6 protein-coding genes are annotated in these 15335 nt (G+C 44.1%); 2 read left to right on the plus strand and 4 right to left on the minus strand.

Annotation, left to right across the window (positions count from 1 at the left end):
* Positions 1–77 precede the first annotated feature (77 nt).
* The 4 genes from AOT82_RS00510 to AOT82_RS00525 all read right to left on the minus strand — a co-directional run bounded on the left by AOT82_RS00510 (position 78) and on the right by AOT82_RS00525 (position 10114).
* Positions 78–5426: a DUF11 domain-containing protein gene (locus AOT82_RS00510; RefSeq protein ID WP_071001340.1), complete on the minus strand. Its 5349-nt coding sequence runs from the start codon at positions 5424–5426 to the stop codon at positions 78–80.
* 139 nt (positions 5427–5565) lie between these two features.
* On the minus strand, positions 5566–7671 hold the full coding sequence (locus AOT82_RS00515; RefSeq protein ID WP_071001341.1) for a beta strand repeat-containing protein: 2106 nt from the start codon (positions 7669–7671) through the stop codon (positions 5566–5568).
* A gap of 66 nt (positions 7672–7737) precedes the next feature.
* Positions 7738–8202, minus strand: a complete 465-nt coding sequence (locus AOT82_RS00520) for a hypothetical protein (RefSeq protein ID WP_071001342.1) — start codon at positions 8200–8202, stop codon at positions 7738–7740.
* Between the two features lie 268 nt (positions 8203–8470).
* Complete coding sequence (locus AOT82_RS00525; protein ID WP_071001343.1) at positions 8471–10114, minus strand: hypothetical protein; 1644 nt, start codon at positions 10112–10114, stop codon at positions 8471–8473.
* Between the two features lie 546 nt (positions 10115–10660).
* On the opposite strand from AOT82_RS00525, the gene aceE reads away from it, so the two are divergent.
* Together aceE and AOT82_RS00535 are read left to right on the plus strand one after the other, a co-directional pair.
* Positions 10661–13474: a pyruvate dehydrogenase (acetyl-transferring), homodimeric type gene (aceE, locus tag AOT82_RS00530; RefSeq protein WP_071001344.1), complete on the plus strand. Its 2814-nt coding sequence runs from the start codon at positions 10661–10663 to the stop codon at positions 13472–13474.
* A gap of 25 nt (positions 13475–13499) precedes the next feature.
* Entirely contained in the window at positions 13500–15197 is a 1698-nt protein-coding gene (locus tag AOT82_RS00535) for a 2-oxo acid dehydrogenase subunit E2 (RefSeq protein ID WP_071001345.1), read from the plus strand.
* The last annotated feature ends 138 nt before the right edge of the window (positions 15198–15335 follow it).

Below are 15335 nucleotides of genomic sequence, written 5' to 3' on the forward strand. Positions count from 1 at the left end.
TTAGGGCTGACTCTGCGACTCCTGTCTAATCGCTTATTATATTGCCATTAGACAGGAGTTAAGACGCTATCATTAGCTTAAAAGGTAGTCGTGTTAACTTGCGTAGAGTCACTGTTTAAACGCTTGTTCTTACGTGGGTCTTCACGCTTGAATAGATTTTCATCAAACTTAAAGCGCAATCTAAAGTAAGCCCCTTCTTGAGTACTGTCGTCATAGGCGATGTCTTCATCTTCAAAGCCCATAAAATTGTAGCCAAGTGACAACCAAAGGTTGGTCATTGGGCTATAGCCCACTTCAGCACCTAACATATAAGACAAATCATCTGCCTGCTTATTCCAGTAAGTACCCGCTTGCAAACCAACATCCCAATGTTCGCTAATATCGTACAGACCGCGACCATAAACGGCATGAGCAGTATTGTCACTGGTAATATTGTCTGCTTCATATTCTGTATACTTACCCGCATAGCGACCAGACAAGGTTAAGGCACGCGTTGGATGGTAGTTACCATTCCATGACCAGACAGTGGTGTCTTTTCGATAGGTATCATCACCCGTGTTGTTGTCATCTAAACGATACTCAAGCTTTGCAAGCATGTCTAGTTGATTGCTGTCGTAATCACGATAAGCGGCACCAAGTTGGAAACGATTAATCGTGCGATCACCATCATTATAGTCGATGCGCGAATAGGTATCTTTGGCCAATAAGGTAATCTCATCGGTATAACGATAGGCAATACCTGCGCTACCAAGTAAGGTGTCGCTTGTCTCGCCCCAACGTTTCTCAACACGTCCTGATGCTTTGTAGTTTTCTTTGGCAAGATACTCAACGCCAAAACCTGCCGCCGTGGCGGTGTTGTTATCTTCGCCTTCTAATGACTCAACGCGCTCAAACAGTGTATTAAGGGTCAAGCCTTCTTGCACGTACCATTTGTTTTTTAGACCGATAGCGGCCTCCGCTTCACGCGCACTGATTGCATCACGCATGCGGTATTCGCTATACACTTTACCGTCTTTCATATAATTGGCGTCAAAGCCAACAACGGTACGTTGACGCTCATCAGTATCATCAAGACCATAGCTACCAGACAAGCTATTGATCAAATCATGACGTGCATACAGACGACCCAAGCCACCGATTGGCATCTCACCACCGATGGACGTCGCGTTACGTGAGCTATTTTCGATATCTTGCTCATACTCTGCAAACACCAAGCTATTATTTAGCTTGGGTAGACGAGAAGTGATACGGGCACGAACCGTTGTGCCTTCGATGTCTTTGTCCGCATCACTAACGCTATTCAATGCTGACTGGTTGATAATGTCATCATTGAACAGCGTGTCATCAGTAACATCTACCACATCTGTGGCTGCTTGGTTGTTGCGTGAAGCGGCAGTGGCATCTTGTTTGTAGTAACGCACACCGATTTCACCAACGACATTTTCACTCAAGCGTTGCTCGATACTGGCTTGTACGCCTTCACGACTCGCGTCAGTAGTATGATCCTTGGTACGCACACCTTCTAATTTCAACGCTGTTTTTTTGTCGTTGAATGTATGGATGACTTCTACGCCAGACTCCGTACGTCCAGCAGTCAGTGGTGATGCACCAGTGACAAATCCTTCATCTGCATCATTGTAATAAGCCTTGGCACGCGTGTCTTTCTTATTATCAAAGTCAAGCTCGACACGTAAGGCATTGCCCTCAACATTATTATCGTCTAATTCTGTGGTGTTGATCTGATTACTTGGCTGAAAATTAGGGTTCTCAGCTTTGTTCATTGCGTATTCAGCGACCAGCTTTAGCTTATCGTTGAACTTGATAACGCTATTGACACTAGCCAGCTCTTCTTTGTTCAATGGGTCGTCGCTATTGATATAGCTACCACCGATAGCGACTTTATTAGTCAGTTGCTGTTTGGCAGCGATACCACCAACCAAATAGTCCTCACCACCTTCATCCACTTCTACTGTGACACGAATGTAGATAGGATTGCCTTCGAGATCTTGACTCGCAATCGGTGATTTTAGATATAAACTGCGGCTAATCGGGTCTATCTCATAATCAGCAAAACGAGTTAGCGTCTCACGGTTGACGATTAAGCCAGGGTTATTACGGTCGCGAGTGATCACTTCGATAGTTTCCGAGTTCTCTAACACGGCATCGAAGTCTTCAGCTAATGGGTAGGGACCTGAGATACCTAAACCGCGAGTCTCATTAACACGCTGGCTAGTACTGGTCTCTGCCAAAAACGCAGTCACGCGAGTATTATTATCTTCAAATTGCGCCTTTAGACCAGTCAATGTACGGTTGTACTGACCAAGCTCAATGCCTTCATCATTGTCAATTTGTGTTTTTAGATCACCATACATAGCAAACGAGCGGCCTTTGTCTAGACGCACATAGAGCTTACTGGTTGATTGCGCATCAAAGCCTTTGGCCGATGAGTCACCATAGACAGGATAGTATTCGCCAGGCTCGATATCACGGAATAATCGCTCGCCTTTTTTGTCACTGTCATAAGCGAGCGTCAGCAAGTAATCTCCGCGCACTTTGCCTTTCAAAAACATTGCCGCACGACCAGATGCCGTATAGTCATCGTTACCGGCAAAATCATTCAGCTCTTGTTCAAAGGCACCTTGAGCATCCGTAATACTGCTACCGTCAAAGTCTTTGAGCGAGATAGCACCTTCGACGATACCGACCGCGATCAGCGGACGTAGCTGCGCGGTAAACTGTAGCGGAATCACTTGTTTTCTGCTACCGGTATCGATGACCAGCTCGCCTTTACCTGGTGCGCTTGGCGCGATGACTGGTATTAATAGCTCACCCCCTGATACAGTAACTTGGGTACCGGCTTGATCTTGGCTGCTGTCTTTCAGATTGATACGACCGATATTAGTATCAAGTGTAAGAGAAGTAGTACCGATATAGGGGCGATTGTCGCGATCTTTTAGACTAATAACAACCTGATATTCGCTGATACCATCTGCTGGGACTAGTTGTGCTTGCGTACGATAATCAATCGCTTGCAGACTATCAGGTGTCAATACGGTGATGGTCTGCTCGGAAATAGTTTTGCCATTGATGTCAGTTGCCACACCACGTAATGTATTGCTTCCGCGTTTTAGGTCAACCGCATAATAGTCAAAAGCCATTACATTTTGCTTTTCTTGCTCAGCAGTTTTACCGATTTGCTGCTCTGATATCGCTTTGCCATTGGCGTATAGAGTAAATATTGAACCAAGTGGTGCTTGTACCTGTACCATCTGCTTGTAAGTACTGAGCTGTTGACCTTCATTTAGGTTAATGAAGGTGACATTATTGTTAGCCACTTCTTTTAGATATTCTTCGAGCTCTTTTTCTACTGGAGGTGCAACCGTTGTCACGGCCATGTCTACACGATTGGTCGCATCCCCAATCATATCGTTGACAATAGCAGAATCACAGTTGTTACCAAGGTCTAGGTCGCCATTGATATTGCAGCCACTTGCATCGACATTATCAGTCGTGTCGGCATCGTAGTTTGGCTCTAATGTTAGCACTGTTTTTACCGCTTGCTCTAGCGTATCATTCTTAGCACTCACTGATTTGCTACGAGCGATTAGCTCGGCGTTCAGACGCTCAGTACTATCGCCCATGCCGCCCACAATCGCAAAATCTGCACGATGTAGCTCGCCATATTTTAGGTCGACAAAACGGCTGCCAGCATCACCCGCATTACGGTTGCTTTGGGTGAGCAGCTCTGTTTCTCTAGGGATCGTCGTGCTATCTACTTTTAGTACGTGTGTTTTGGCACTGACCCCATAAAAGTTGTATTTACCTTCAGGGTCGGTCACGATGAAGTTGCCGTTCTCCATGTATATACGGACACCAGCAACCCCAAGCTCGCCGTCTTCTTTTTGCTGAATACCATCACGGTTGATATCGTGATAGACCTTACCAATGATGATACCGTCAGTATTCATGACGCCGCGTTCTACGTCGATTTTCCACTGTGCTTCTCTTGATACTAAGCTTTGGCCTTGCTCATTGTTAGCAACTGCGATTGCGCGGTTGATACCATCACCACCTAGTGATGAAGCACCAACAAGCACACGATAAGTAATTTTTTTACTTTCGCCATTTGCCATATTGCCTAAGTTCAATACCTGATATTTACCATCAGCTTTAAACTCGGTGGTCTGTGCTTGATTGATATCAATATCAGTCGTTGGACTAACACGTACACTATTCTCAACGTAGTCAAAACCACGTGGTAAGGCATCTTTTAGCTGTACATCGTAAGCAGTAGCGTTACCATTGTTCGTGATATTGATGGTGTAGCTGACATAATCGCCGAGTTCAGCACTTTTTACGTCACTTTCCTTTGTGACAACTAAAGCTGGGTTGTCATCGACGATATTAATTTGTGAGCTCAGGTCACTGATACGCACGGTGAAGTCAGACGCGTTCGGCAGTTCATCAGCACCAGTACCAACCGAAGGGGCGATACAAGCATCTAAACTGGCAGTCAATGTGTCGTTGTTCAACGTTTGGATAAGCTTATCGTCAATAGCGTTAGCGTTATTTTGAGTGGCTGCTGATAGCTGATATTTACCTGTGTTATTACCGGTTTCTATAGCTTTAAGTGAATAGCTATCACCACTACCAATGGGTGGGTTAGCTGATTTGATGGTTACCCATACTTGATCAGGCTTGTCAGTTTGTACATTACATTGCGCATAGCTGGCACTGACATAAACGTCATCATTAATTTGTGAAATCGTTTTGCTTTCATCAAATTTAGGAGTGGTGAATTTGATACCAGATTCGATAATGACTAAACTATCGGTCGCACTCACGCTGGTCACTGACGGGTCTTCTAAGACAACTGCACCAATCTTAATGTCAGCCGTATCTCCATCCTTACCATTAGCATCTGATAGAGCTTGTACAATAAACTGAATGTTTTCACTCTGACCAAGCTTGATTTGGGCACTCATGTTATCAAGAATCAGTTGTGTATCACCACTATCGACAATGCCGTTTTTATTCAAGTCTTGATAAACTTTCAAATTAGATAGAGTTGGCGATACATCAAGCGTCAGCTCAACAGTCTGATCACTATAGCTAGTATTACTAAGAACATTAACCCAATTCACCAGTGTATTGGGTGCAACAGTACGCACAGGTTGCTGAGTTAAGTTAATACCATATTCAGATAAGGCAGAGGCTTTGATTTGAACTTGGTTTGAAATGCTATTTTGTTTAATAGAATTGACGTCATAAGAAGCATTAGCGATATTGTTGATAGTTTGTACGAGAGTGGTGGGCGCAGCAAACGCCATATTTGATTGCATAAGCAACATTGCAGCCGTCAGCGCAGAGATCTTCGCTGTATGCAACGTAATACGATTAGACGGTGTCATTAAAGATTTAGTCATATGTCGCTTATCCAATAAAATATAAAAGGGTCGGATAGTAATTCTCCAGCTTGGCTCATCAAAATCAATTAGGTCAAGCTGGAGCGTTAGTCTATAAGCGTCTTGTGAAGCTTATAGACTTTGAAATGTTAAATATCAATTAACGAGCGTTTTTAATTTTGATTTTAAAAGTCAAGGTGCCAACGCCCTGAGGAACTAGGGTATAGTTAGTACCAAGAACTGCAGTACTGGTAGTACTAGCTATGCCTGCAGTAGATGAGGCAGTCGCAGAAGTAGCAGGTGAACCAGCTACTAAATCCGCACCAGATGAAAAGTTAGACAACAAATCCGAAATGGTTAAATCGTTAAGATTAAAACCTAACCCTGCTGAAGAAGTATTAGTCGCCTGAATACGATAGATAACACACTGATCAGGTTTCGCATCGATCGCAGTCTGAATAAAGGTACTTGCAGCAACCGTACTTGAACAAGTCGCATCTAATGCTTGAGACTTCACTAAAGTTAAGCCTCTAACGTTAGTCGTATCAGTCACTGTAGTAGCAGCAGGTGCATTAATACCAGCAGGTGTTAGCGTTACAACAGAAGTTTCAGTGCTACCAACAGCTGCAGCATCAGCAACAGTTGCAGGAGCAGCTACATTGCCCGACGACACTTTGTAGTTGATTGCTAATGTGCCACCAGGTGCAATACCATTTGGAAATTGAGCGGTTGGTAGTGTAGTGCCATCAAGAGTATATGTATTACCACCAGCAACGGTAGGTTGCAGCGTTATAGTAACCGGAGCGCCATTACCAGGCGGCGTATAAGTAGCACTAACAGGACCAGTAACAGGTCTGACAGCCCCATTATTGCCACCATCAGCAATAGTGAAAGTCAATGGGTTAGCATTGGTACCTTCGCCATCTTGACCGCTGTTAGTAATGAGAGTTGAATGAGTCGCTTGACTAGCAGTACCTGAGGCAGGGGGAATTTCTCTAGTCGTTGGATTGCTCACCACAACCGCTCGTCTGGTAAAGTTAGTCACACCAGGACTATCTATACCAGCGCCGTTACCTTCACCCGCATCATCAGGTACTCTAGTAACACCTATAGTGCTATCTGTACTATCCAAAATATCATAGTCAGTACCAAGTACAGGATTAGCAGGTAGCGGGCTAACCGGACCGACAAACTTATCGTAGACTTCTGCGTTGTTGGTTACTGAACTATTAGCAGATGTAAACTGATCTCTATCGACGTTAACCGTGAAAGTAATCGTGCGACTTGCGCCAACGGCTAAGTTTGCTACGGCAACATTAATAGCTTGTCGACCACCGATAGTGGAAATCGTAGCGGTACCAGCACCACCAGTTACGGTCACGTCTGATGCTGTGCCATTAGGTAAACTCAAACCTACAGGAAGGACATCTCTGATAACAATATCAGTCGCAGCAGCACTATAGTCAGTAGTCGCGTTAGTGACTACGATACTATAAGCAATCTGTGGGTTGGCGACTGTCAAATCGACAGTACTGGTCGCTGTTTTTACAATTTTAAAGGTAGGCAATCTCACGATAGTTTGGTTTTCGTTTACCAATGTCGCACCAGGTGCATTATTAGCAGTAAAGAAAGTACTGGTCGCTGTTAATGTGCCTACACCTTTGTCATTACCGTTACGATCGTCTGGCGTAGCTGCTTCGTAGCTTAAGTTAGCTCTAGTACCTGGCTGTAGTCTAATAGTACCGCCATTAGTTAGGGTACCTGTCTGTGCTTGAGTCCCTAAAGCGGTGACTTGAGCAGTAGTTAAAGGAGTACCATCTGCTTGTACAATAGTAAACGTAACAGGCGCAGTACCTAAAGGGTAGTCTGGAGTAGCCGTTACTAGTGATGAGTCATTACCTGTGGTGTTAATGGTATAAGTATCCGTCACGTTACCCGTGTTGGTTAAATTATGAGTAAAGGTAGTTGTACCACCTGGCGTAGCAGTCTGATTGATAGCAGTATCGTCACCAATACTACCATCATCAACAGTCGATGTGAGTGCAAAGTTAGCCGTTTCGCTAACGTTAACGGTTACTGTGTTAGAGGTTACAGATGGCTGACTGACGCCAGCAATACTGTAGCTTGCAGTTGCTACGTTATTAATTGGCGCAGCGCCTGCTGTTACAGCGTTAGCTGGGGTCGCTGCATTAGCGCCAGTAGACACACCCATTACTGCGGCGACGCCGACAGCTAGCAGGCTATAGTTAAAAGTGTTTGATTTCATATAATGCTCCAGAGTTAAGATTAAAAATTAAAACGTTAAAAGCGTGAAGGTTTAATGTCTATTGAATTAATTAACGGTGGTATTGAGAGCAACAGCTGCTGACTTTTTAGCTGGCAATAACTTAATATTCCAACGCAGAGTGCGGTATTCAGAATATGGAATCTTGACCATTTTGCCATCGACTTTACGCATAAGTGGTATATCAGCGTAATTCTCACCATCGATACTGGCTTGTGCACTTGCAGGCATCGCATCGCCAGTAAATGTCATGTTGGCAGGAATAGGTAGCGTCACCATTAGATCGTTAATATCTTTATTGATGGTATTGGTATAATTCGCCTTATACTGAATCACAGTACCTGCCGGTGCGGTGCGTACTGGCTTATAGACTGTTTTACCTTCCGCATTCTTTATGACTTGATTAGCTGTTAGTTCCATTTTTAGAGCATCATCAGCATGTGCTACATTTAGTAAAGAGCTAGAAGCTATAGTGGCTAATAGAATATTACGTAGAGTCTTGAAACGTTTCATATAAAATCCTTTCCTATACCGTTACTATCATTGGGATACTGATGCTTTGGGCTACCGTGAAACTATCTATCATCTGCTATCAGGGTCGTCTGTAAAAAGCACACATTCCCCTTTAAGCTATTGTAACGTAATCGATACAAGTATCAATTATAAAGATGACAAATGGTATTTCGAGATGACCAAACGGTAAAAGCCCTGTCTAAAAAGACAGGGCTTTTTTGTATTAGAAAAGGAAATAGTAAGAATCTAGAGTTGCAATAGATAATAGCTACTGAGTGTTCGCTGTAGTGCCATATTTGGTATTAAAATAAAAGTTGCGGTTTGATCTGGCGTTTAGGGTAAAGGGATTGGTTATTACTGTACCGTTATTACCGATAGCCACACTATTAGAAGCATAGTCGGTTGTACTGGCTACTGGATTGGCTAAGGTTGAGGTAACCGCTGCGCCATCACTTTTGCTTTGCAGTTTATCCTGCATCACAAAGTTATTAATGGGGACATTAGCGCGATTGGTGGCGGTAATGCGATAAGCAATACACTGACCAGGGGTAAGGGCATTTCCATTATTAGCACTTTCGCTAAAGCCATTTCTAAGGTCTGTTTCACCTACACGATTGAGAGTAGGATCGGTATAAAGGATGGTAGAAGGACAGTTATTAACATATTGAGCTTTTCTAAGGACTAAGGCGGCGTTTTCGGTAATGACGCGACCAAAGTTTCTGTTGGGATAATGATAAGTGGTAGTGGTAAACCCAGTATTGATATTGTCTGTCGTGGTTCGGATAGGGTAAGAGTTGCCTGTTCTACTCTCTATAAGGCATATGCTTCTATTACTACCAAAGGTTGAGAGAGGGACACTAAATTGAAACTGACCGATAGTCGCGCCGCTACTATTAACAGTTTGTGTAGCATAAGTGAGAGGGTTGTTACTATCGCAACTAGCTAGTCTGACAGTACTACCGCTGATCCCCGTCTCTTGGGGCGGATTAAAAACACCATTGAAGTAGTTGGTATTATTATAAGTCCCAGAAGTGAAGTTGGCATTAGTAGCGCTCGCTTGCGCTGCTGTGATACCACCATTATCGTCAAATACCGTACCAGAAAATATATATTGAGGAACATAACAGTAGTTATCTACTCGAAAGTCAATTTCTTGGTTAGTGGCTGTAGCCAAATATCCTGTATTCGAGTAACGGACATTCACAGATTTTACGGGTTCAGAAAACTGAACAGAGCCTTGGCATTGAGTACCTAGATTCTTAGCTGGACAGTTAGGATCATTGGTTGTTCTGGTTAATAAACCTTGCAAGTTTTGGCTGAAAATAATGTTGGAGTTAGTGATAGATTGAAAGGTACCAGCAATGGTAGCACCCGCTTCATTTACTCCAGTAATTTGTATAAAGTCATCAAAGCTATTACCGCTATTATTTGCATAATCAATATCAAACGCACTTAACGCAACGTTGGTCAAGTAGATTGGTTGCATGGTAATGCTATTACGAAAATCTAGACGGATATCTGTAAAGGCCGTGGTGTTAGGGAACGTTCTTCTGACATTGATGGCTCTGACTCCTTGAGCCTCAGTAACACCAAAGTTACCCAATATGGTGTTCGAGCTCGACTCTGTAGTATTCATTTTAATCTGCAAGGGAATACTGCCTGATGCGTTGCCTGCGATGTTGACATAATTATCAGTATTCACTGCTGAGACTAGGTTAGTGTAGTCTGCGTTTGTCAGGCTGCTTTGAGAAGCACCAGTACTACAAACTGCTCCAGGATTTGGTGCAAGCGCATGAGATGAGATGCTCATCAATGACAATATTACAAACCCCATCAAATTCAGTATTTGAGATTGATACTTATTGAACGAAAAAGCATTCGCTATATTTAAGGATTTTTTAGCCTTATACATGTCACTATTCCTAAGAATCAAGGTTGCTCAATTAATATGATGGTTAACCATATTTATACAAATATACAAGTATAGGATACTAATAAGCAATTTGTCATAAATCCAGTATAAAGTTACCAGTGGTCGATTTGGTATGATGAAAAGTAAATTATATTCATAAAATTACACACAAATAAATTACAATATTGTCATTTTTAAAAAAACTAATCATTATTTATTTAGAAAATACTTGTTATTTATCCATTTCTCTACAGCCATAAACAATTGCCTCGCAAACGCTTATAATAGAGTGTCAAAATCATCCATGACTGAATATACAGAGACAACAGTATGATCTGTTTTGTAGTTTCGTCCATTTGACGCATATGTCAATTCTCAGTGGCACTATTTTGTATAATCTAGCTGTATCTCACCGTATGAAACAAGGGAATGCTTGGACATATCAAGGAAATTATAAGTAAACCGATATCTCACTTCACACCAGTATTTAACAAAGCCTTACCTTCTAGATAGGTAGGTATGACTGATATAAAAGGATCGACAACAATGAATTATTACAAGGATGCTGATAGCACCGAGACCAAAGAGTGGCTACAAGCCTTTGAGTCTGTTCTCAAACATGCAGATAAGGATCGCGCGCAGTTTTTACTAAAAGCCTTATACAATATGGCGGTGCAAGAAGGCCTGCCATTCAACCGCCTTGATACTGCTTATATCAATACCATCGCAGTCGAGGACGAGCCAATGTATCCAGGCGATCTTGGTATGGAGCGTAAAATTCGTGCGTTGATTCGTTACAACGCGCTGGCGATGGTGATGCGTGCCAACAAAAACGATGATGATCTAGGTGGCCATTTGGCGACATTTGCCTCTAGTGCCACGCTGTATGAGACAGGATTCAACCATTTTTTCCGTGCGGCAAGCGATCACTTCGGTGGGGACATGATTTATTATCAAGGTCACTCAGCGCCAGGTATCTATGCACGTTCTTATTTAGAAGGTCGTCTAACCGAAGATCAGCTTGATAACTTCCGCCGTGAAGTGGGTGGTAAAGGCTTATCAAGCTATCCTCATCCATATTTGATGCCTGACTATTGGCAGTTCCCAACGGTATCAATGGGCTTAGGTCCGATCATGTCGATCTATCATGCTCACGTGCATCGTTACATGGAAAACCGTGGCTTGCTCGAAAAAGAAGGCCGTAAAATTTGGGCATTCTTAGGTGATGGTGAGACGGATGAGCCAGAAAGCTTGGGCGCAATCTCTCTTGCTGGTCGTGAGAAGTTGGACAATCTAATTTGGGTTGTTAACTGTAATCTACAGCGTCTTGATGGCCCAGTTCGTGGTAATGGCAAGATTATTCAAGAGCTAGAGTCGGTATTCCGCGGTGCTGGCTGGCGTGTGATTAAAGTTATCTGGGGTGGTAAATGGGATAGCCTGCTTGCCAATGATGATACTGGTGTTCTCAAACATCGTATGGAAGAAGTGGTCGATGGTGAATACCAGCTATATGAAGCGCGTACGCCTGAATTTACTCGCAAAGAATTCTTTGGTAAATATCCTGAATTAAAAGAAATGGCAGATGCATTGACTGATAAAGACATTGCACGCCTAAACCGTGGTGGTCATGATCCACAAAAAGTGTACGCTGCGTTTAGCGAAGCGATGAAAACCAAAGGTCAGCCAACGGTCGTACTGGTCAAAACTGTCAAAGGCTATGGTTTGTCAAGCACAACACAAGCGGTCAATAAATCGCATCAAATCAAGAAGCTTGATCAAGAGGCGCTTGTTTATTTCCGTGATCGCTTTGATTTGCCATTTACCGATGAGCAATTAGAGACTCTACCATTCTACCGTCCTGAAGAAGGTTCGGCAGAGATGAAGTATCTAAAAGGTCGCCGTGAAGCATTGGGTGGTCATCTGCCAAACCGCCGTAGTGGCCATATTCCGCTGAACATCCCTGAGCTGTCGATATTTGATCGCGTATTAAAGGGTAGTAACGGCAAAGAACAATCAACGACGATGGTATTTGTACGTCTGTTATCAGCCATGCTGAAAAACAAAGACATTCAAGATCGCGTGGTACCAATCGTACCAGACGAAGCGCGTACCTTTGGTTTAGAAGGTATGTTCCGTCAATTGGGTATTTACTCTGCGGTCGGACAAAAATATACGCCAGAAGATAGCGAAGCATTGATGGGCTATAAAGAAGCCATCGATGGCCATATGTTAGAAGAAGGTATCAACGAAGCGGGTGCGATGAGTACATGGATTGCCTTGGCAACCAGTTACTCTGTGAACGCGCTACCAATGATTCCGATGTACATCTATTACTCGATGTTTGGCTTCCAGCGCATAGGTGACTTGGCGTGGGCAGCAGGTGACTGTCAGGCACAAGGCTTCTTATTAGGGGCTACTGCGGGTCGTACGACTTTGAATGGTGAAGGCTTGCAGCATCAAGATGGCCATTCGCAGATTTTGTTTAACACCGTACCGAACTGCGTGAGCTATGACCCTTGCTATGGTTATGAGTTGGCGGTCATCATGCATGATGGCCTACGTCGGATGTACGGAGAAGGCGAGCGCGTTTATTATTACCTAACGCTAATGAACGAAAACTACGACCAGCCTGCCATGCCAGAAGGAAGCGAGGAAGGTATCAAGCGCGGTATGTATTTGCTTGAAGACAACGGCTCAACTCAGGTACAGCTATTGGGTTCAGGCGTGATTCTACGTGAAGTACAAAAAGCGGCTCAGATCCTAAAAGATGAGTTCAATATCACATCAAACGTTTGGAGTGTCACCAGCTTCAACGAGTTGACTCGTGATGGTATGGTTTGTGACGACTACAACCGTCTACATCCAATGAATGAAGAAAAAGTGCCATGGGTTACTGAGCAATTAGCACCGCACGAAGGCATCGTAGTTGCAGCCACTGACTACATGCGTAACTACTCAGAGCAAATTCGTGCTTGGTTACCAGACAACCGTCCTTATACCACGCTTGGCACAGATGGTTATGGCCGCTCTGATACTCGCGAGAACCTACGCAGCTTCTTTAACGTTGATGCGGCTCATATCGTTGTCGCCACGCTTAAGCGCTTAGCGGATGAGGGTGAAGTCGAGATGCGTTTGGTAAAAGATGCGATTTCAAGCTTAGGCATCGATGCGGATCAGCCACCTGCATGGCACCAACAGTCTTATTATGATCATTCTCCAGATGCACCTGCACCAGGCAAAGTCAACCCAAGTCCTGTGCCTGAGTTCGTTGCTGAAGACGATGAAGATATCAGCAATGAAGGCCGCGCCGAAGATCAAGCAGATGCGCCCTTGCTCAATGACGGTGATGTCAAAGAATAATAATCATAAGACTAGGAGATAAAACATGGACATTAAAGCCCCCGATTTGGGTGTCGATAGTGCTGAAGTCAGCGAAATTATGGTAGCAGTGGGTGATGTCATCGCAAAAGATGACAACATCGTTTTGTTAGAGTCTGACAAAGCGTCAGTTGAAGTACCAAGCTCTGCTGCTGGTAAAGTCACCAAAATCAATGTCGCCATCGGCGATCAAGTCAGCGAAGGCATGGTATTGATCGAAGTAGAGAGTGCTGACGCAAGCGATGATAATGACGATACTGCCGAAGAAGTAACTGATTCAGAACAAGCAGACGATAATAATGAAGACGCACCTGTTGAAGATGATGCAGATGCAGAAGAAGCGACTGATGATGCTGGCGAAGGCGCATCGACTACCCATGCACTGCCAGATATAGGCGTTGATGAAGCGCAAGTGGCTGAGATTATGGTGAGTGTAGGCGACACGGTCAGTGCCGATGAGTCTATCCTACTGATTGAGTCAGACAAAGCCTCAGTCGAAGTGCCTGCACCAGAAGCAGGCGTAGTCGAAAAAATCTTGGTTAATGCTGGTGACACTGTTGCCAACGGCCAAGACTTTATCGTTATTAAAGCGGCAGGTACTCCTAAGGCAAAACCGAAAGCAGATACTGCTAAAACTGAAGATAAAGCGGACAAGCCTGCATCGAAAACTGAAAGCAAGTCACAGCCAGCCCCAACAGGCGAGCCAAAGCAAGCGCCTGCACCGACCTCAACTGCTGCACCTGCAGGTAAAAAATTGAGCGAAGCGGAAGTCAATGAAAAGTTGGTTGATGTATATGCAGGTCCTGCTGTACGTAAATTGGCTCGTCAGCTTGGCGTCGATATCACACAGGTAAAGGGTTCAGCACTAAACGATCGCATTCTAAAAGAAGATCTGTTTGCGCATGTTAAAAACCGTTTGACCACCCAACAAGGCGCACCAGCTGCTCAGGGTGCTGTTCGCTCAGGTCTGCCAAAACTACCTGATATGAGCAATGTTGAAATCTGGGGCGAAACAGAAACCCAAGATTTAAGCCGCTTGCAAAAAGTGTCAATCCCGCAGCTTAACTACAATACCTATCTACCGCAAGTGACACAGTTTGATTTGTCTGATATTACTGAGACAGAAAAACTGCGTAGCGAGCTCAAAGGCGGTATGAAAGCTGAAGGTATTGGCTTTACTATTCTAGCTTTTGTAGTAAAAGCAACTGCTCATGCCTTGACCCAGCACCCACGCTTTAACAGTCATTTGAGTGATGACAATACTCAGATTATCGTACGCAAAAGCGTCAACATGGGTATCGCTGTGGCGACGGATGATGGGCTTATCGTACCCGTTATCAAAAACGTTCAAGACAAAGGCCTTAAGCAGATCGCTATCGAAATAGGCGAGCTGGCAGGTAAGGCTCGTGATAAGAAGCTTGGCGCTAAAGACTTGCAAGGCGCGAGCTTTACGATTTCGAGCCAAGGGAATTTAGGCGGTACGGCATTTACGCCGCTGGTCAACTGGCCACAAGTGGGTATCTTAGGGGTCTCTGAGGCCAGTATGCAGCCGCGCTGGAACGAAACCAAGCAGACGTTTGAGCCGCGTTTGATGCTGCCGCTGTCGTTGTCTTATGATCACCGCGTCATCAATGGTGCGGATGCAGCGGTATTCACTCGCTATGTTGCTACATTGCTTGCTGATCCACGCCGTATTTTGCTATAGCTGATACGCTACTTTAAAAACTAAAACCAAAAAAAGACTGCCTAAGGGTGGTCTTTTTTTTGAGCAGTACTGTATTAGATATGAGTAACTATCAGCCAAAAAAAAGCCAGCATCAGCGCTGGCTTTTTATACTTAGAT

The organism is Psychrobacter sp. AntiMn-1 (assembly GCF_001854065.1).
Classification (GTDB): Bacteria; Pseudomonadota; Gammaproteobacteria; order Pseudomonadales; family Moraxellaceae; genus Psychrobacter; species Psychrobacter pacificensis.